Genomic DNA, 18,667 nt, shown 5'->3' on the forward strand with positions numbered 1-18,667 from the left:
TGCGCGGAATGATTTGTGACGAATAGTCATGTCCATCAAGAAGGCTCGACGCTTCGGATAGCTCGTCAATCGATATATCAATTCTTGGAGACCTGTATTCCAACCATTTTTAATGAAACAACGGCGGTAATTGCTATCGCGATTGCACCAATAATACCGAGCGCTATCTGAATGGGATATAACCCCAACACATGTCCAAATATGGAGAAAAACATTGCGGAAAAGAGGGCCCTTACCAGAGACGCGACGGAAAGGATCGTCGCGCGGAGATCGTCCGCAATCGCGTCTTGAATTAAGTTTTCCGAAGTGATGTACACCACTTCCGGGAGAAAACAAAGCACCATGCTAAGGCCAAACAAACACAGAGGATTTGAAGCGAGCCACGGAAGAATCAAGAAAAGGCCAGCTTCGATTAGCATCGAGCCGAGCATGGTATTTCTTTTCCCGAAACGCGATGAGAAGAAATCTGCTGCAATGTAGGCCGTCGCATTTACTGCATAGGATGCACCGAAAAAGATTCCTATTATGGAGACGGGAGCATCAAATGCGTCGAATACCAACTGATTCAAGTTGTAATAACTCCCATAGAATCCGTCGAGCATGCTTGTGCCGATTAGAAGAAGCAATACCGCAAAAGCGGATTCTCCAATGCACCAGGTTTCGCGTCTGAAGATCTTGGCTACGTCAAACCTTTCCTCCCCAGAGTTTTTGGAATGGGTCGTTTCCATCCTCTCAATGGGATACAGAAGGAAAAGCTGCAGAAGATAGAAAACGGAAACGCACACGTAGAGGGCACTCCAAGATATTTGGGCAATGAATGATCCAAGTACGATTGCCACTCCCGTAGCGATTGATTGTGCGGCAAGCAGCCGAGCATTGATGGTGAGGAAGCGCTCTCCTTGACCGGCATTCCGGGCAATTTCATATAAAAGTGCTTGTTCTGATCCCGATTGAAGGGAGTAGGCGAGTGCCTCAACAAGGGAAAGTACGACAAGAAAGGGGCCTGAGAGCAACAGCATGCCAGCCGTATGGAAGAAAAGCAGCAGCACGCCCACTTGAATCGAAAACTTCTTTCCAAAGAAATCGCCTATCAGCCCTGTTGGCAGCTCGAGGACGACCGTTGCAATGTTAAACAGAGCTTGATAAAGCGCGATTTCCGTGACAGACATTCCTTTCTCCGCAAGGAAAAGTAGAAACACTCCCCGATTTAAAACAAATCCCGCGAGAACGAAAAAGGCGGAATAGATGTGCAGCTGCGTAGCGGCATTCTTATTCATTTGGCACTTCCAACAACATTTTTTGTCGGGCTGTTCGCTACTGACTCGAAACCCGAAGCGTTCACGGTTTCCGATGAAGAGTCGCCTTACCTTTTGCGGTATGGGCGCTTCTCGTACTTATAGCCGTTGAGCTTGTTGCGGCTGGGACGCTTGCCCGTGGCGTTCTCGATATCCTGCATGATGGACCCCGCCAGAGCGTCAAAAAGCTCCTCCGGCGTCACCTTAAGCGTTTTGGCGAGCTGCATGATGGCTCCTTATTCGTTTGAACCGTTCGAGCCATTGTACCGCCCCAGGCTCTCCCATGCGTTGCGGTGAAATGCGGACTGTTTGGCGGCTTTTTTGGCCAAAACAGTCCGTATTCCACCGCAAGTTATTGAGGGCTAGAGGCTGTAGGTGACCACCTGAGGCTCGCACGGGTTGGCGAGGTCGACTTGCTCCACGCGGACGAACTTGACGGTCACGGCCTCAAAGCCCGCCTTGTGCAAAACATCAGCGTAGACGCGCGCCTGCAGGGCGTGCTTCTCCTGCAGCTGTTCCGGCGTCTCGTCCGGCGTGCCGCCCGTCTTGTAGTCGATGACCAGCGCGCATGACGAATCCGCCGGGTTCGTCGCCAAAGCATCGATGGCGCCCTCGGCATATGCACCGTAGCGGGCAATGTCCTTGTCCTCACAGCCCAGCGAAAAGAACGGCACCTCGGCACGGACACACGGCCAGGCAAGCAGCTCGGCACGAACAGCCGACTTGAGCCAACGGTCCAGGGCAACGTCGAAGCGTTCGCGCTGCCCCGGCGTCAGGCACCACAGGCGCGCCAGCGCATCGGCACGCTCAGCGGGCAGCGCATCGGCACCCATCTCGATGAGCCACTGGCAGGCAGCGTGGAACGCCGAGCCCAGCGCCATGGGATTGCCGGCGGGCTCAACGGCGGCCACTTCTGCATCCGTCATCTCGGAACCATCCGACTCCGCATCATCGCCAGCCTCGTCCATGGGCACGCGCGCCTCGGCGACACGGTCCTCGGCCTCGGCATGCAGCGCCGCGGCAATCGACGAATAGCTGTACGAATCGCGCGCCGGATACGAGCAGGTGCCCATGCGCACGCCCACCGTCTGGGGATACACGAGCTCAAACGAATCGGGCTCGGGGTCGGCGGGGCCGGGCGCGACCGGGCGATCGGCGGCAGCATCGGCACCCTCCGCCTCCGCATCACCGCGAACGAGCCTACCCTCGGCATCCAGTGAAGCGTTGGCCTCAAACGCCTGCTCGCCAAACGTAAAGTCCGCCAGCGAGATAAGCTCGTAGTCGCCCGGCTTGGAGTTGTCGAACACCAAACGGTCGCTATCGAGCTGCGGCATGTCCAGACTGTCGGTCGGCAAAATACGGCGCAGCACGTCATAGGTCAGATCGGTCTCGACGTCGAAGGTCGGCGCGCACAGCTTGCCACGGCTCACGCCGGCATCCATCGCCAAGATCACCAGCTCGCGCGCACGCGTCATGGCAACATAGAGCAAGCGGGCCCGCTCCTCGAGCGAAAGCTGCAGGTCATCGTTGCGCAGGCGAGCAAATGCCTCGGCGGGAGAACCCGTCGCACAGACGTCCTCCATGAGCTCCGGCGGCAGCCACAGCGACGTGCCCTTGCCCTTAAACGCATGCTCAAACTGCTTTTTAACGTCGTCGCCCTTCACAAAGGTTCCGTCGGCGAGCTTAACGCCATCGAAGCGTGCCGGCAGTGCCACGACCTGCGCTCCGCCCTCGACGCGACCCATCTGTGCCGCACCCGAGGACTTGCGCACGCCAAAGCACTCGGCGACCGCCACGACCGGATATTCCAGGCCCTTGGAGGCGTGCACCGTCATGATGCGTACCGCGCCGTCACCCTCCTCGTTGAGCGCGCCCGGTGCCTCCTTGCCCGCCAGGAAGCGGTCAAAGGCCAGCGCAATGGAGCGCGGCGAGTTACCGAACTCGGCCTCCGTCTCGGCCACGGCGTCGAGCGCCTTGAGCACGTTGGCGGCGATGGCCTTGCCCTCGGGTCCACGCTGTGCCAGACGCACAAACCAACCGGAGGCGTTGACCACGTCGCGCGCGATGGCAGCGAACGAATCGCGGCCCACGCGACGAAGCGCATACCGCAGCACCTCGCGGGCGCGCGTCACGAGCGGCAAGTCTTGCAAACCCGGCACGTCGAAATCGCTCATGATGCCCGCGTCGATATTCCGGCGCGAGGTCTCCCCCGTCTCGCTATCGAGCTTGGTCGCCAGCGCCAGGAACTCCTGGGCGCCGAGCGCAAACATCGGCGAGGCGAGCAGCGGCATAAGGCCCTGCGCCGTATCGGCCGGGTTGGCGAGCGCGCAGACTAGGGCGCGCACCGTCTGCACCTCGGCTGCTTGGGCAAAGACAGATCCACCCGCGATCACGCAGTCGAGCCCCTGATCGCGGAAAGCCTGGGCATAAACGTCGGCGTTTGTCATGCGGCCCAGCAGCAGCACCATGCCGCCCTGGGGCTGACCGGCATTGGCAAGTGCACGGAAGCGCTCGGCGATCGCGCGGGCCTTGGCCTGTGTGCGCTCCTGCGTACTGCCGCCGGCAACAAAGAGCGCCTGACGACGCGAGGCGTCCGCTACCAGCGTGTCCTTGCGGCCGTCGCTCGCCTCAAGATCCAAAAAGCCCTGCATCAGGCCGCCGTCATCGCCGTCAAAGACGCGCGCCACATAGCGCAGCACCTCGTCGTGGCTGCGGAAGTTGCGTACAAGCTTGACGAGCTCGCCGGCGGGGGCATCGGACGTGGCGACCGTCTCGGGCGCCGTCGTCGAACCCACCTTGCGCTCCTGGCGACGGAACACCTCGACCTCTGCCCCACGAAAGCGATAGATCGACTGCTGCGCATCGCCTACGGTGCACAGTGCGCGCTCCCCCGCGCCCGTCAGGTAACGGATCAAATCGACCTGCATCTGGTCGGTATCCTGGAACTCATCGATCATGACCATCTTAAAGCGACCCTCATAGGCCGCTCGAATAGCCGGGTAGTCGCGCAGCGCCTCGTACGCCATACGCAGTAGGTCGTTGTTATCGAGCGCGGACTGGCCGGCCTTCAGCGCGCGATACTCAGCCTCCACGGAACGGGCCAGGCCCACCAGCGCATCGAGCGCGGGACCACCGCAGGCCAGCACGATATTGATAAACGCATCGGCAGCCTCGGCCTTGAGCAGCTCCACCTGCTCCTTAGGAAACGCCTTGCTCGCCCGAGGCATGCTGCACGACATCATGAGTCGCGCTGCATCCTCCATGGTTTTGCCGCTCGCCTCAAACGCGTCGATGGCATCGAGTGCCACCTGCGCTTTCTCGGTCGCGGCCTTGCTCGCACCCAACGCCGCGCGATAGGCGTCGGCAAGCGCAGAGGTGTCGGCCTGGCCGCGCGCCACGCACACATCGTCCATGCCGCCCGGCAGCTGGCTCGATAGCTCCAGCAGGTCGCGCACCAGACCTTTGATGGTGGTACCGGCGCCAAACGGCCCGCCCTCGCCCGCCATGGGATACCAAGCGTAGAGGGCCTTAAGCGAGGCGGCGAGCTCAGGCGCGGCATCGGGCGCCGTCGCGCGCCCCAGCACATGCTCGACAGCCTGATCCATAAGCTCATCGGTATCGGTAAGCACCGTGAACTCGGGATCGATGCCCAGCTCCAACGCATGCGCGCGCAGGATGCGCGAACACATACCGTGAATGGTCGAGATCCAAGCGTCGTCGACGGTCAGGGCCTCCTCGTCCATACCCTCTTCGATAAGCGCGCGACGCACGCGGTCGCGAATCTCGGCCGCGGCATCTTTGGTAAAGGTAATGGCGAGCACCTGGTCCAGATGCTCGACAAACGGACCGGATTCGGGCGAGAGCGCGTAGACGATGCGGCGCGTGAGGGTAAAGGTCTTGCCCGAACCGGCACCCGCCGAGACAAACAGCGGACGGTCGAGCGTTTTGACGATCTGCAGCTGTTGCGGCATCAAAGTCGAAAGATCCATGGTCTACACGTCCCTCCTTACAAACGTTCCTTCGTGGTTATACGAGCAGCGCGCATGCGCGGCCTGAGCCGACGTCGGGTCGACGGCGGCAACGTCGCCTGCCTCGAGTTCGTGCAGGCGCTCGGCGATGCCGGCCTCCACGCGATCGAGCAGGGCGTCGAAGTCCATGCTGCCACCCTCGCCGGGAAAGCCCTTCTTAAGCCCCGGGATGCGGCCGTCACCACGCTCCTCCTCGAGCAGCTCGGCACTCGCGGCGCCGCGCAGCGCCGGTTTGCCGCCCTTGGTCGAAAAATAGAGCGCCGCACGGGCATCCAGATCCAGCGCCCGGCGCATGGCCTGCGCATAGATAAGCGTCTGGGTATGGGGCGGCAGCCACCGCGGGTCGTCGATGGCGGCCTCGCCCGATTCCTCGTCGCGCGCCGTGGGGTCGGCGAGTTTAAACTCCTCAACGCCCGTGCGATGCTTGTAGTCGATTACCACGGCGCGATTCTCGGCATCCACATCCACGCGGTCGATGCGCCCGCCGAGCGGCCAGCCGGCATACTCGACCTGGAGCTCGTTGAACGCAAACTCCAGGTAGCGCGGCGCGAAGGGCGCGAGCGCCTCGGACTCGTAGGCAAGAACGCCCTCCAGCTGCGGCAAAATCTCGGCCACCTGGCGCTCCTCCACCGGGGAGAGCGGCACGAGCGGGCCCTCGGTACCGCGCTTGCCCGCATGCTCGGCCAAGGTCTCGTCAAAGACCTCGCGCAGCAGCTCCTTCGCGCGTGGCAGATTCATGGGTGTCACGCGCTCCATGCCCTCCTGGGGCAGACGGGCATGCAAGTGTTCCAGCACGTCGTGGACAAAGTTGCCCTTCTCCATATTGCCAAAGCCAGCGTCGATCGACTGGGGCTTCACGCGGTACGAGACGAACCAGCATAGCGGGCAGGTCGAATAGGCCTCGATCTGCGAGGCAGACGTCAGGCGCGGCACCAGCGGCGCATCCTCGCCCTCGCCATCGCGACGACGCAGGACCAGATACGGAATGGCTTCATCGCTCAGATGCTGAGGAGCTTCGCAGGTCACGCGCTCGCGCCTAAGACCTTCGCCTGCCGCGGGATCGAAGTCCCTTACGATATCGCCCTCACCCACACACTTCGCCTTGTCGGCGCCAACGGCCTTAGCGTCGTCAGCGGCCTTGTCGGCGTCAGCGGCCTTGTCGGCGTCAGCGGCCTTAGCATCGTTAGTGGCCTCGGCATGCGCCCGCAACTCGGTCCACACGGCAGCCGGGTAGCACTCGCGCGCCTGGCGATCGTGCGTCACGCGGGCAAGCGCAACCGGACCACGCGACGCTTGTATCGCGCGGCCAAAGCGTGCGCGCAGCAAGGCCGCAGGCTCAAGCGTCACACCGCTGCGATCTAACTCTGCCGTCAGCGTTGCCAGCGGGCCCTCCTCATGTGAGAGCGGATAACTGTCCAGGTCGACGTCGGCAAACAGCACGGCATCGTAGCTGCCGGGGCGCAGGGCCGCCGCATCGGCAAGCGAAGCAAAGCGAACCTGGGCGCGTGACGCACGGTCAACCTCGTAGGTCTCGTAATCGTAGGCGGCGCTACGCTTGTCCACCTTGGTGCGAATGTCATCGAGCACGGGCACGGTCGCGGCCTGCGACACGTCGAGCGCACGGGCGCCATTCATAAGGATGTCGATGACGTGGCGCAGCAGGGCCACCTCCGCCTGGCGACGGGCCTGACCGTCGAGACCGCCAAGTGCGCGATCGGGCAGTGCCTCGGCAACGGCAAGCATGGCCTTGAGCGCCGTCACGGGTTTGTCGCGCCACAGCGCCTGGAACACGTCCGAGATCACGCACGGCACGTTCTTAAACCAGTTCTCGTCGCTCGCCGCTTTACGCGCGCCCCTCACCTGGCCCTGCACGCTCTGCAGCAGGCTCTTGACGCCCGCAGTGGTCTTGCTGCGCGACAGTCGCATATTCTTGTCGAACGTGCGCGCGCTGGCGGCGTCGGCACCCGAAAGCGGGCTGTAAATCCAGTCGGTAAGCTCCGGAGCGGGCCACCACTCAGTCTTAGAAGCTGCCCCTTCGTCGGCGGCCTTCATACGCTCGATCAGGTTGGCGAGCGCCGTGAACTGCCTGCCCGCAATGGATTGGGAAAACGCCGTGAACTCGGCCGTCTCGGCAGCAACGTGGCGCGCCGCCAAACGAGCGGCAAGCTCGCCGAACAGCTGGGGTGCCCGGGCAGAAACAACGAGCACGCGTACGGGGTCGGCGGGTGTTGCAGCAACTTTATCGTCCTTGGACTCCTTGTGCGCTTTCACCAACTTATCGATGACGTCCGCATAAGCATGGGCACGGGCATGGGGGCCGGCGACCTCAATAAAGGCAGGCTGAGCAGCGGACTTGGAGGCAGTCTGGGGCGCGGCGGCGCCCTCCCCCAGCGGCGCGATCTCAAACAGCACACCGCGGACATCAAATGCCGCGGCAAGCTCCTCGCGCATCGCCGCTTGCTCGCGGGCAAGCAGCACGACAACCTCTCCCCCGTTGTTTGCCACGGCGGACAGCAGCTCGAGCAGGCTATACGTAAATGACGTGACGCCGCGCACGCAAACGGCGCGGGCGCACCCCGGCAGGTTGTCGGCCAAAGCGCCGGCCATAATGTCAGCCGCCTCGCAGGGCTCGACCATATCTCGACGGTCCAAACCGCGCGCATAGGCGCACAAAAGTTCAAACACGCGAGCCTCGGCGTCGCTTTTGGGCTTGGGCTTGCAAACGTTGTCGCAGCAACGCTCGGTGCCTGTCCCTGCCACACCCGGCAGCACATCGCGAGCCATACGCGCGAGCATACGCACCGTGCCCTGGCTGCGCGAAAGCGGCTGCAGGTCGGCGTCGTCGAGGCGCGCTACCATGTCCGAAAACAGCATCTGGCGCTGCAGGTTGTCGACGAAACCGCGCCCGTCGCCCAAAAGCTCCCAAAGCGAGCGAAGCCACGATGTAGGCGTCTTGTAGTCAATACCCAGCGAAACGCCGGCTTCCGCCGCATCATGACGGCACAGGTCGAGCTCGGCAAACGTTGGCGCCAGCAGCACGGCACGCCCGTGGCGGGCAATAAGGTCGGCAAGCAGCGCCGCCTCGGCATCGCTCAAATCCGCGCCGGCGTTGGTGGTATAGATTCGAACAGGCATGGTCCTCCACTCAAACCGTTCGCAATATTCAATGTTTCCATCCTACCCGCCCGCGCGGACAGATTTGCCCCACGCCAACAGATTTGACCCCTTGGAGACAGAGGAAAATGGATCACCGAGGAGGTCAGTCTAACCCAGTGATCCGTTTTCCTCCGTCCCCAAAGGATCAAAAAACCGCCCCCGAAGGGACGGTTCTGCGCAATTCGTTTGTTGCCGCTGGCCTACTCGCCATCCTCCAGCTTGATGAGGATCTTGCGATAGCCGCCGTACTCGCCGTTGAGTGCCTTGGACACGCGGCTCACCGTAGTGGACGAAGCGCCGGTGCGGGCCTGAACCTCAACATAAGGCTCGCCCTCATCCAGATAACGCGCAACCTGCAGACGTTGCGAAAGATCGCAGATCTCGCGCGGCGTGCAGATATCGGTCAAAAACGCCTGGATATCCTTCTCGTCATCCAAAAGACTAAATGCGTGGACCAGCTGCTTGACATCAGGCTTGTCAAACATGTTCTCGATATTCATCGATCACCGCCAAACCCGCCATAAGGCATCGAAGTTGATACTGACATCGGGCATCGTTCGCCCGTTCTATGCAATAGGGCAACGCCTGTGGCTTTTGCCCGTAGCAGTGTAGCACACCACCAAACTAAAGCGACAAGACTCTCTGCCAGCGGCGCGTTTTTCAGGACGAACGCCGTTTTGAAACCGAATGCGCACGTAAGCTCCACGAATATCTGAGACAATGGGCGGCCGAACAAGGCGGCACACCCGAGCGGCCGTCCAAGCCGCCGCAGCAAACCGCTTCACGCGACACCGACGCACCCTGCGCAAGAAAGGATTCACACCATGCGCTTTATGCTTAACTGGCTCTTTACCTCGATCGCCATCGCGATTGCCACGTTCCTCGTCCCCGGCATCCAGCCCTTCGGTTTTGCCGAGGCCTGGGTCTGTTTCGCCTTCGTGGGACTGTTCCTGAACATCGTCGATTCGCTCGTCAAGCCGTTTCTGACGGTTATCTCGCTGCCGCTCACGATCATTACGCTGGGTATTTTTCAGCTCGTAGTCAACAGCTTTATGCTCGAGCTGGCCAGCTATCTGTCGGTCAATCTGCTGGGCGCGGGTATCTCCATCGCCAGCTTTGGATCGGCCTTTATGGGCAGCATCCTGGTGTCCATCATGCGCAGCATCCTCGACAGCATCGCCGAGGGCTAAAACGGCCATTCCGGCCGCGCCCGTCTCAACAGCCCAAAACGAAGGCCGCCCATCACAAAAATGGGCGGCCTTCTTATTTGCCAAGTCTCAAAGGGCGAGAGAATCTGCCATTTCCACCCCGTCCCCAAATGGCAGGTGTGGGTTAGATGACGTAATCGTAGCCTTCGTTGGGAGCGACAAGTTGATCGAGCGTCACACCGTCGAGGTAGTCGTTGATAAGCTTGTCCAGGTTCTTCCACACGTCGAGCGTGGGGCACTCGTCAGAGCGCGAACAACCCTTGCAGTCGCCATCCAGGCAGGCGACCGGCGCCAGGCTGCCCTCGGTCAGGCGCAAGATCTCGCCCACCGTGTACTGCTCGGGCGGGCGCGTGAGCACATAGCCGCCGCCCTTGCCGCGCATGCCCGAGAGCATGTTGGCGCGCACGAGCGTAGCCAGAATATTCTCGAGGTACTTCTCCGAAATACCCTGACGCGCCGCAATCTCTTTAAGCGGGATACGGCCTGTCGCCTGGTGCTCGGCCAGGTCGACCATAACGCGCAGGGCATATCTGCCCTTTGTGGAAACCAACATATATATAGCTGCCTTTCGGTCTTTTAATTCGTAGAAATTCTAGCCGAAAAATTGGTTTTGAAAATACCTATTCCCGTCAAGATGGTTAATCGACTCGTAATAATCTTCTATTTCCTATTGCGTTACTAGGCTTTACTGTCTACTATGCTTGCCAACAGCAAAACGAACAACCTATAAGGTTTGTGGGTTTCGCTGCCACACACACCGTAAAACCACACGGTATCCAGTCATTTGAACACTTTGGAGGTTCACCATGAGCAATGTTTACACGTCCATCGATCAGCTTATCGGCCACACCCCGCTTCTGGAGCTCACCCACTTCGAGGCCGACGAGGACCTCAAGGCCCGTGTGCTCGTCAAATTGGAATACTTCAACCCCGCCGGGTCCGTCAAAGACCGCGTCGCCAAGAACATGATTGACGAGGCCGAGAAGGCCGGCAAGCTCGTGCGCGGTGGCGACTACACCATCATCGAGCCCACGAGCGGCAACACCGGCGTCGGCATCGCCTCGGTGGCGGCGGCCCGCGGCTACAAGGTGATCATCACTATGCCCGAGACCATGTCCGTCGAGCGCCGCAAGCTCATGCAGGCATACGGCGCACAGCTCGTGCTCACCGACGGCTCCAAGGGCATGAAGGGCGCTATCGCCAAGGCGGAGGAGCTGCAGAAGGAAACTCCCAACAGCATCATCGCCGGCCAGTTTGTGAACCCCGCGAACCCGGCCATTCACAAGGCCACGACCGGCCCCGAGATCTGGGACGACACCGACGGCAAGGTCGACATCTTCGTCGCCGGCGTCGGCACCGGCGGCACCGTGACCGGCGTGGGCGAGTTCCTCAAGGAGCAGAACCCCGAGATTCAGGTCGTCGCCGTCGAGCCCGCCACCTCCCCGGTGCTCTCCAAGGGCCAGGCCGGCCCGCACAAGATCCAGGGCATCGGCGCCGGCTTTGTGCCCGACGTCCTTGACACCCAGGTCTACGACGAGATCATCCCCGTCGAGAACGACGACGCCTTTGCCACCGGCCGCGCCGTGGGCCACAAGGAAGGCGTGCTCGTGGGCATTTCGTCCGGTGCCGCCGTGTGGGCCGCGCTGCAGCTGGCCAAGCGCCCCGAGAACGAAGGCAAGACCATCGTGGCCCTACTTGCCGACACCGGCGAGCGCTACCTGTCCACGGCGCTCTTCCAGGACTAGAGCTTCTCGTTCTTAGAACGAGTCCAAGGCACGCCGGTCTCCCCTCTCTTCTGGCAGCCTGAGCTCATCCCAACAGGATGCCCCACGAGACGTCCGAACTTGCTACAATGTCTGCGGCGCGGAACCAGCCTCCCGCGCCGCTTTTCTTTTTTGGCCACATGCCACCAAGGAGAACCTCCTCATGCACAACAAGCGCGTGCTCGTCGCCATGAGCGGCGGCGTCGATTCCAGCGTGACCGCGTATCTGCTCAAAAGCCAGGGCTACGAATGTGTCGGCGCCACCATGCGCCTCACCTGCCCCGCACCCGACCCCGCCACGGGCATGAGTAAGGTCGACCGCGACATCGCCGACGCAGAGGCCGTCGCCGAGCGCATAGGCATTCCCCACCATGTGCTCGACTTGCAGCAAACCTTCGACCGTAACGTAATCGAGCGCTTTGTGAACGCCTACCAGGAGGGGCTGACGCCCAATCCGTGCATTATCTGCAACCGCCACATTAAGTTTGGCGCGTTGCTGGATGCGGCGCTGGATATGGGCTGCGACTACATCGCCACGGGCCATTACGCCAAAACAAGCCAAGCGGCAGACGGCACCCGGCAGCTGCACCGCGGCGAAGATCCCAAAAAGGACCAAAGCTACTTTTTGTATTCGCTTACGCAGGAGCGCCTGGCGCACACGATCTTTCCGCTGGCGGGCCTAGACAAAGAGCGCGACGTGCGCCGCATAGCCGCCGAGCAGGGCTTTACCAACGCCCAGAAGGCCGAGAGCGAGGATATCTGCTTTATTCCAGACGGTGACTACGCGGGCTATATCGAGCGCCGCTGCGGACATCCCGCTGCACTGGGCGATATCGTATGGCGCGACGGCAGCGTGGTCGGGCGCCACAACGGCGCGCTGCGCTACACCATCGGCCAGCGCAAAGGCTTGGGCGTCGCGATGGCGCATCCCGTGTATGTGACGGGTGTCGACGCCGTCAACAACACCGTACATCTGGGCGAGGCAGAGGACCTGACGGCCACGGCGCTCACGGCCAACGACTGGATTTGGAGCGCCCCTGCCGACCACATGGAGGCCGAGCTGGATGCCGGCGGCATTCGCGTGGGCACCAAGTACCGCTACCGTCAAAAGGACCAGGCGGCGACCCTTACACGTGGCGCCGACGGACAAATGCTGCTGGCTTTTGACGAGCCACAGCGAGCCATCGCCCCCGGCCAGGCCGTCGTCGTCTACCGCGGCGACGTCGTCCTGGGCGGCGGCACCGTGACCGGCGCACTTAAGTAGCCGCGGGTTTATCGCTGCACGTGTCGAAGTACCTCAACAGCGGCACCAACCTCGATTATGCGACGCTCGAGGCCGCGGCGGATGGCCTCGAGTCGACCCTCCGCCGTGGCCCATTCGCTCTGCGAAAGAATCTCGATCGCCTCATCAACAAATCCGTTGAGCCGCGATGAATCGAACCAATCGAGCGAATCCGCAAGCGCCAGCTGGACGGAAGGGTCGGGCCCAAACGGCTTAGCGGAAAACCCAAACTCCCCAGTTGCGAGCACGGCAGTTGGTACGTTGTACCACAGACAGTTGCCGCTATCGAACAGCGGAGCAGGTTTTATCTCCAGGGTGTCGACATTACGGATGATGCCGAAGTTTCGCCAATGGCGGTCGCTGTTGGCCAAAAGGGCATCGCAAACGATCATCTGCGACATAGACCTTCTCACAGCGGCCTCGTCTGCTCCATGCTTACCAAGAAAGCGGCAGTACCGGTCGTACGTCGAGCTTCCTCGCTGGCCACCAAGGGCGTTCTTAACGTAAAAAGCCGGAACATATTCCTCGCGGCCGTCAAGAAAGTCGTCGCACAGACACACAGGGCCATCGAACATCCGCTCAACCGTATAAGGAACAAACTCGCCCTTGGGAAGCAAACGACGATGTAGAGCCGTTGCAACCGCCTCGTTAATGGGACGCTGATCGTCCATCCCGCACCCTTTAGCCAAAACGCGAATGCCGTTTCGGATCATCCACGATTTAGGGAGCTCGCCCTCGGACGTGTTATCCGGATTTTTAAGACCGATGCCCTCCAGCCAACCCGAACGCCCCTCGGGCGTCGATCGCTCAAAATCATTCTCGAAGTAATTGAGGTTTCGCCATTCGAGCCCGTCGCATTCTGCCGGCCGCAGCCAATAGCAATCCGAAAGCGATAGGCCCAGGCACTGAACCGGCGCCTCAACGCCGTTGACAATTCCCAGCTCGCGGTAGCGCGAGATAAGCCCGGGGCGAACATCGGGCACCGACCGATGCCCCCACCACGCGTTGAGCTCCCGCTTATTCACCGCAGGAGAAGAGCTCGAGCATGTGCCAAACGGCATTCGTTGCGCATCGAGGACCTCGGCGATTTCGAAGGGAAACTCACGCGTCGGATCAAATGAGACATGCGCGACCTCATGGTCGGCCGACATCAGCGTAAACTTGCGTCCCACATCGGCCGCAGGACGGCGTCCTCGCTTGCGGACCTTTTGATAGGCGAGCGCAGAATTGTACTCGACCAACTTCCGGCCGCCCACAATATCGCACACAAGCGTTCCCGATGCGGCAAGTTGAGATATGCGGGCTTTCGTAACGCCCAACAGGCGGGCAGCATCACCCATAGACAAGTACTCAGACGTGTCCATACACCGCATCACCTCGTTAAGTAATTTACACGTTTAGTTAATAGATTACAGACATCATAATACTAAACAACCCAAAGTGAAAAAAGGCCCGAGAAATCGGGCCTTAGCGATTGGTCAGCCGAGTCGCAAGCTGCTCCCCTAGCGCTGAACGTAGGCGCGAACCAGCTCGTAGGTATTGCGCACGCCGTCGATGTGGCTGCGCTCGTAGTTGTGGCTCGCGTACACGCCGGGGCCGATCAGACCATGGCGAATGTCGTAGCCGGCCGAGAGCGTGGCCTCGACGTCGGAACCGTAATGCGGGTACACATCGATGGCGTAATCGAGCTTAAGCTCGCGCGCGATATTGGACAGCGTGGTCACCAGATCGTAGTTGTAGGGGCCACCCGAATCCTTGGCGCAAATCGAAACCATGCGCTCGGTGCAGCCCAGGTCGTCGCCCACGCAGCCCATGTCCACGCTGATCATCTCGCGCGTGTCGGCCGGCACAAAGGCACCGCCGTGACCGACCTCCTCGTACACGGTAAAGAGCAGCGACACCTTGCGCGAGAGCGTCACCTCGCCAGCGGCGACGGCACGCGCCAAGCCCAGCAGAATCGACGCCGACAGCTTGTCGTCAAGGAAGCGACTCTTAATGTAGCCGCTCTCCGTCACCATGGTGCGCGGATCCATAGCGATGATGTCGCCAGTCTGAATACCCAGCTCGAGCACATCGTCCTTGCTGTCAACGTTCTCGTCGAGCAGGATCTCCATGTTCTTCTCGATGGCCTTGACCGGCTCATCGGCCACATGCGCCGAAGGCTCGGTATTGAGGACCACGCCTGTGTAGACCTTGCCGCCACGCGTGTAGACGGTGCAGTTCTCGCCATCGGCCGTGGACCACTGGTGCCCACCGAGCGTCGTCGGACGCAGGCGGCCATTGTCCTTAATGGATCGCACCATGGCGCCAAGCGTGTCGACATGGCTCGCCAACACGAGCGGCTCACCCTCGCCGCCGAGCTCAACCAGCACATTGCCCTTATTGGAGCGCTCGGGCTCAAAGCCCATATCGCGCAGGGTTTCCATCAGATAATCAGTCGCCGCACGAGTAAAGCCCGTAGGCGAGGCAATAGAAGTCAGCGCCTTAAGCTGGTCAGTAATAAAACCAAGCGTAGAATCCATTTGGGACACCATCCACAACTCCAAAGTCAACATCCCGTAATCAGTAAAAGCCCCAACAACGATACCATCACGCACAAATATTTACCCAGCGAGATGACCCATCGAGCTCTTCCGAACAGCGCCCGCCACGACAACGAGCCGGCGGGCCCCGCCCGTTAGCCCCAGAATCTTTCCGCAGGACAGAAGGAGGCCCCGCCGCACGTAGTGCGCAGCGGGGCCTCCGACATGTCCGAGGACGATTCTGGGGCTAACGGGCGGGGCCCGCCGAACCAGGTTAGGCAGCCGGGCAGATCTTCTTGAAGAGCTCGATGACGTCGTCGAGCGTCGCCTCGCGCGGGTTGCCCGGGAAGCAGGCGTCAGCCATGGCGTCCTTGGCCAGGACCTCGATCTCGTCGGCCTTCATGGCCTCGCAGACATGCGGGATGTTCACGTCGGCGGAGAGCTGCTTGACGGCGGCGATAGCGGCGTCGGCAGCCTCGTCGGTGCTCATGCCCGTGGTGTCAACACCCATGGCAACGGCAACCTTGGCCAGGCGCTCAGCGCAAACCGGCTTGTTGAACTCCATGGCAATCGGCAGCAGCATGGCGCAAGCGACGCCGTGCGGGGTGTCGTAGTGAGCAGACAGGGTGTGAGCCATGGCATGGTCGATGCCCAGGCCAACGTTGGAGAAGCCCATGCCGGCGACATACTGGCCAAGGGCCATGCCCTCGCGGCCGGAGCCGGGCTGGCCGGACTTGGCCTCGGCGACGGAGTCACGCAGGTTCTCGCTGATCAGCTTAATAGCCTCAAAGTGGAACATGTCGGAGAGCTCCCAAGCGCCCTTGGTGGTGTAGCCCTCGATGGCGTGGGTCAGAGCGTCCATGCCGGTAGAGGCGGTCAGGCCGGCGGGCATGGAAGCCATCATATCGGGGTCGACGACGGCGACCTCGGGGGCGTCGTTGGTGTCGACGCACACGAACTTGCGGACCTTCTCGGGGTCGGTGATGACGTAGTTGATGGTCACCTCGGCGGCGGTACCGGCGGTCGTCGGCACAGCGATGGTGAACACGGCGTGGTTCTTAGTGGGAGCAACACCCTCGAGGCTGCGGACATCGGCGAACTCGGGGTTGTTGATGATGATGCCGATGGCCTTGGCGGTATCCATGGAGGAGCCGCCACCGATGGTCACGATAGCGTCAGCCTCGGCGGCCTTGAAAGCCTCGACGCCGTCCTTGACGTTCTGGATAGTGGGGTTGGGCTTGATCTCGGAGTAGAGGCTCCAAGCAATACCGGCGGCGTCGAGCTCGTCGGTCACCTTAGCGGTAACGCCAAACTTGACCAGATCGGGGTCGGAGCAGACGAAGATCTTCTTGTAGCCGCGACGCTGGAGCTCGCCGGGGATCTCCTTGATGGCGCCGGAACCATGATAAGAAATGGTGTTGAGAACGAAACGATTAGCCATTGATAGCCTCCCATCGTGTGCGGGGCACCCATTACGCCCCGCGCTGCAAGTTCCATCCTAACGCTTTTGAAACAAAAAACGCGTGAGAACGTCAAAAGTGTTAAAGCGTTTCAACATAATAACGGAGCCCCAGTCCTTCCCTCCCGACAGCAGCGAAGGCTAGATTATAGGAGCAATCGCCCAAAGAATACGACCAACTCAGTCTATAAATTGTTTCTGTTTTAGCAATATATGTTTGACAATACGTTTATAAAAGGATACTTTATAGTAAATAAAATGCATGCAGCAAATAGCGTCATTCATTTTGTTAGAAATTGCCCATGCGGTTATTGCAGCTGCATGTACCGCAACGTACAGCGCAATTCTCCGCACGAAGTAGAAGACGGTTCCAATTCGATCGAGGCGATGACGCGTGATGGCTACTGGTCCTAAATCGAGCAAGACGGCTACAAACGAATATCGAATCTCAATTGAAGGTAACCCTTATCCGCATGCTCTGGCTCTCGTCAACCCAGCGGGAGACAACCTCAACATCAAAAGACATGGGTTCACGGGTCCACTAGGACAGCTATCGAGTCTTAAATATACCGTTTATGACGATGCGAATGAAAAACTCTTCACTGTCGTCGACGGTGGCTTTAGCAACATGCCCAGGGTTGCGCTCATCATCGAACACAAGGAAGTTGCGGTGTTCGATTATGGTCTAAACAGACTTGAGATGAAGTGCGTAACGAACATACCGAATTACGCAATAAAAGGTAACTTCCTATTTGGAGATTACGATATATTCAGCCAACAGGAAGTGAAGCTATCTTCAGTTATCGTCCTTCAATGTGATAAACAATCGTGCTTTAGCATACAGGTTTTGGATAAAGCCGAATTAGCCGCCGCAATTGGAATACCTACAGCCATTGCCCTTCTTAGGGCTCGGATTGAAGAGCATCTCGAATAAATCGCAAAAAGCAGTTCGTAACAACATTCAGGAGCTAGATAGTTTTTCTGGCTCCTGAATGTTGTTACGAACATGCACCTTAGCGCTTAAGACTCGTGGTCTGCCAGTCAGCTACGATGCGGGCCCATTTCCTGTGCAAGTCGCGTTCGCGATCGATAAACATGATGGCAAACGCGATAAACAGCAGCATGCTCGCCACCGCAATGGCGTGCAGCCCCATGCGCTCGATGCACCAGTTGCCCAGCACGGCGCCAAACACAAAGGTGAAGATCACGCCAAAGTACAGCAGGCCGTTTTCCAAAAAGCCGCGCTTGTGGGTGATGATGTAATCGTCCACGTTTTGCAGTGCGTTGCGCAAGTTGCCGATGCACATGGTCGTAGCGATGCCGTGACCGTGGATCTTGCGGAAGCTCTCGACCTGCATGCCGCAGGCAAACGAGGTGAGGCAGTTGGCGAGCAGGTTGAAATTGCCGCCCGGGATAAAGCTCACGCCCAGCAAGATGACGGCTTCAAAGAACACCGTCACTTGGCGCCAGTGAATCACGCTGCCAAACCGTTCGTGTACCAGGTCGGCAAGCATAATGCCCACGGCAAACGACACCACAGGGAAGAAGTAGCGCCCCGCAAGTGCCCAATTGCCCTCCGAGATGCTCACGCCCACAAGCAGGATGTTGCCCGTCTGCGCGTTTGCGAAAACATGGTCGCGCCCAATGTACGAATACACATCCATAAAGCCGCCGGCGAGCGCCAGGATAATGCCCAGTTCGATGGACTCCGATATCTGTTTGGCACGCTGCATCGTCGTGCATCCTCCTTGTTGACGACCCTCTCGTGCGTTGGCGGAAACATAGCCGCCGTTCATACTGTAACCCATTGACAACATGGCGTGCGCGCGAGACGGCTCCTTCGACACGGGGATACACAGTCTGGAAACAAACGGCACCCGCATCGACGCGCCGATCCGCCAGCTCATGTACTCCACCAGTCTTTTTAGCCCCGTCCCAAAAAGACTGGTTACAA

At 60.1% G+C, this 18,667-nt stretch carries 14 protein-coding genes; 4 read left to right on the forward strand and 10 right to left on the reverse strand.

Annotation, left to right across the window (positions count from 1 at the left end):
* Positions 1–77: 77 nt before the first annotated feature.
* From DWW73_RS00625 to DWW73_RS00645, 5 genes are all read right to left on the reverse strand, one after another.
* Positions 78–1,277 (reverse strand): MFS transporter, encoded by a 1,200-nt coding sequence (locus DWW73_RS00625; protein WP_117778472.1) that lies wholly within the window; start codon positions 1,275–1,277, stop codon positions 78–80.
* 86 nt (positions 1,278–1,363) lie between these two features.
* Positions 1,364–1,522: a DUF3284 domain-containing protein gene (locus tag DWW73_RS00630; protein ID WP_117778473.1), complete on the reverse strand. Its 159-nt coding sequence runs from the start codon at positions 1,520–1,522 to the stop codon at positions 1,364–1,366.
* A gap of 135 nt (positions 1,523–1,657) precedes the next feature.
* Complete coding sequence (locus DWW73_RS00635) at positions 1,658–5,284, reverse strand: UvrD-helicase domain-containing protein (protein WP_117778474.1); 3,627 nt, start codon at positions 5,282–5,284, stop codon at positions 1,658–1,660.
* Positions 5,285–5,287: 3 nt separating this feature from the next.
* Entirely contained in the window at positions 5,288–8,458 is a 3,171-nt protein-coding gene (locus DWW73_RS00640) for a PD-(D/E)XK nuclease family protein (RefSeq protein ID WP_117778475.1), read from the reverse strand.
* Positions 8,459–8,679: 221 nt separating this feature from the next.
* On the reverse strand, positions 8,680–8,979 hold the full coding sequence (locus DWW73_RS00645) for a YerC/YecD family TrpR-related protein (protein WP_022094855.1): 300 nt from the start codon (positions 8,977–8,979) through the stop codon (positions 8,680–8,682).
* Between the two features lie 324 nt (positions 8,980–9,303).
* Between DWW73_RS00645 and DWW73_RS00650 the strand changes: the two genes are divergently transcribed.
* Positions 9,304–9,669, forward strand: a complete 366-nt coding sequence (locus tag DWW73_RS00650; protein ID WP_055250947.1) for a phage holin family protein — start codon at positions 9,304–9,306, stop codon at positions 9,667–9,669.
* Positions 9,670–9,811: 142 nt separating this feature from the next.
* Here the strand turns inward: DWW73_RS00650 and DWW73_RS00655 are convergent, their stop codons facing one another.
* Positions 9,812–10,240, reverse strand: a complete 429-nt coding sequence (locus DWW73_RS00655; protein ID WP_117564502.1) for an Rrf2 family transcriptional regulator — start codon at positions 10,238–10,240, stop codon at positions 9,812–9,814.
* Between the two features lie 253 nt (positions 10,241–10,493).
* Between DWW73_RS00655 and cysK the strand changes: the two genes are divergently transcribed.
* Entirely contained in the window at positions 10,494–11,432 is a 939-nt protein-coding gene (gene cysK / locus DWW73_RS00660; RefSeq protein ID WP_055250951.1) for a cysteine synthase A, read from the forward strand.
* A 181-nt stretch (positions 11,433–11,613) separates the two neighbouring features.
* Positions 11,614–12,714 carry a tRNA 2-thiouridine(34) synthase MnmA gene (mnmA, locus tag DWW73_RS00665; RefSeq protein WP_117778476.1) on the forward strand — a complete coding sequence of 367 codons (1,101 nt, stop codon included), beginning with the start codon at positions 11,614–11,616 and terminating at the stop codon, positions 12,712–12,714.
* Positions 12,715–12,722: 8 nt separating this feature from the next.
* Here mnmA and DWW73_RS00670 read toward each other — a convergent pair whose 3' ends face one another.
* The 3 genes from DWW73_RS00670 to fucO form a co-directional block, all read right to left on the reverse strand.
* On the reverse strand, positions 12,723–14,096 hold the full coding sequence (locus DWW73_RS00670; protein WP_117778477.1) for a DNA-binding protein: 1,374 nt from the start codon (positions 14,094–14,096) through the stop codon (positions 12,723–12,725).
* A 138-nt stretch (positions 14,097–14,234) separates the two neighbouring features.
* Positions 14,235–15,254 carry a M42 family metallopeptidase gene (locus DWW73_RS00675; RefSeq protein WP_117757905.1) on the reverse strand — a complete coding sequence of 340 codons (1,020 nt, stop codon included), beginning with the start codon at positions 15,252–15,254 and terminating at the stop codon, positions 14,235–14,237.
* 274 nt (positions 15,255–15,528) lie between these two features.
* On the reverse strand, positions 15,529–16,695 hold the full coding sequence (gene fucO / locus DWW73_RS00680; RefSeq protein WP_022094861.1) for a lactaldehyde reductase: 1,167 nt from the start codon (positions 16,693–16,695) through the stop codon (positions 15,529–15,531).
* A 415-nt stretch (positions 16,696–17,110) separates the two neighbouring features.
* Here fucO and DWW73_RS00685 point away from each other — a divergent pair, with 415 nt between their 5' ends.
* Positions 17,111–17,647, forward strand: coding sequence for a hypothetical protein (locus DWW73_RS00685; RefSeq protein WP_117778478.1), 537 nt, complete (start codon positions 17,111–17,113; stop codon positions 17,645–17,647).
* Between the two features lie 79 nt (positions 17,648–17,726).
* Here DWW73_RS00685 and DWW73_RS00690 read toward each other — a convergent pair whose 3' ends face one another.
* On the reverse strand, positions 17,727–18,446 hold the full coding sequence (locus DWW73_RS00690; RefSeq protein ID WP_117757907.1) for a YoaK family protein: 720 nt from the start codon (positions 18,444–18,446) through the stop codon (positions 17,727–17,729).
* Positions 18,447–18,667: the final 221 nt, after the last annotated feature.

It is taken from the genome of Collinsella sp. AF16-8 (assembly GCF_003462695.1).
Taxonomy (GTDB): Bacteria; Actinomycetota; Coriobacteriia; order Coriobacteriales; family Coriobacteriaceae; genus Collinsella.

What these genes read in the sequence shown, in the direction of transcription:
- DWW73_RS00625 (WP_117778472.1), bottom strand. Translation starts at nt 1,277, where the DNA reads ATGAATAAGAATGCCGCTACGCAGCTGCACATCTATTCCGCCTTTTTC.
- DWW73_RS00630 (WP_117778473.1), bottom strand. Translation starts at nt 1,522, where the DNA reads ATGCAGCTCGCCAAAACGCTTAAGGTGACGCCGGAGGAGCTTTTTGAC.
- DWW73_RS00635 (WP_117778474.1), bottom strand. Translation starts at nt 5,284, where the DNA reads ATGGATCTTTCGACTTTGATGCCGCAACAGCTGCAGATCGTCAAAACG.
- DWW73_RS00640 (WP_117778475.1), bottom strand. Translation starts at nt 8,458, where the DNA reads ATGCCTGTTCGAATCTATACCACCAACGCCGGCGCGGATTTGAGCGAT.
- DWW73_RS00645 (WP_022094855.1), bottom strand. Translation starts at nt 8,979, where the DNA reads ATGAATATCGAGAACATGTTTGACAAGCCTGATGTCAAGCAGCTGGTC.
- DWW73_RS00650 (WP_055250947.1), top strand. Translation starts at nt 9,304, where the DNA reads ATGCGCTTTATGCTTAACTGGCTCTTTACCTCGATCGCCATCGCGATT.
- DWW73_RS00655 (WP_117564502.1), bottom strand. Translation starts at nt 10,240, where the DNA reads ATGTTGGTTTCCACAAAGGGCAGATATGCCCTGCGCGTTATGGTCGAC.
- cysK (WP_055250951.1), top strand. Translation starts at nt 10,494, where the DNA reads ATGAGCAATGTTTACACGTCCATCGATCAGCTTATCGGCCACACCCCG.
- mnmA (WP_117778476.1), top strand. Translation starts at nt 11,614, where the DNA reads ATGCACAACAAGCGCGTGCTCGTCGCCATGAGCGGCGGCGTCGATTCC.
- DWW73_RS00670 (WP_117778477.1), bottom strand. Translation starts at nt 14,096, where the DNA reads ATGGACACGTCTGAGTACTTGTCTATGGGTGATGCTGCCCGCCTGTTG.
- DWW73_RS00675 (WP_117757905.1), bottom strand. Translation starts at nt 15,254, where the DNA reads ATGGATTCTACGCTTGGTTTTATTACTGACCAGCTTAAGGCGCTGACT.
- fucO (WP_022094861.1), bottom strand. Translation starts at nt 16,695, where the DNA reads ATGGCTAATCGTTTCGTTCTCAACACCATTTCTTATCATGGTTCCGGC.
- DWW73_RS00685 (WP_117778478.1), top strand. Translation starts at nt 17,111, where the DNA reads ATGGCTACTGGTCCTAAATCGAGCAAGACGGCTACAAACGAATATCGA.
- DWW73_RS00690 (WP_117757907.1), bottom strand. Translation starts at nt 18,446, where the DNA reads ATGCAGCGTGCCAAACAGATATCGGAGTCCATCGAACTGGGCATTATC.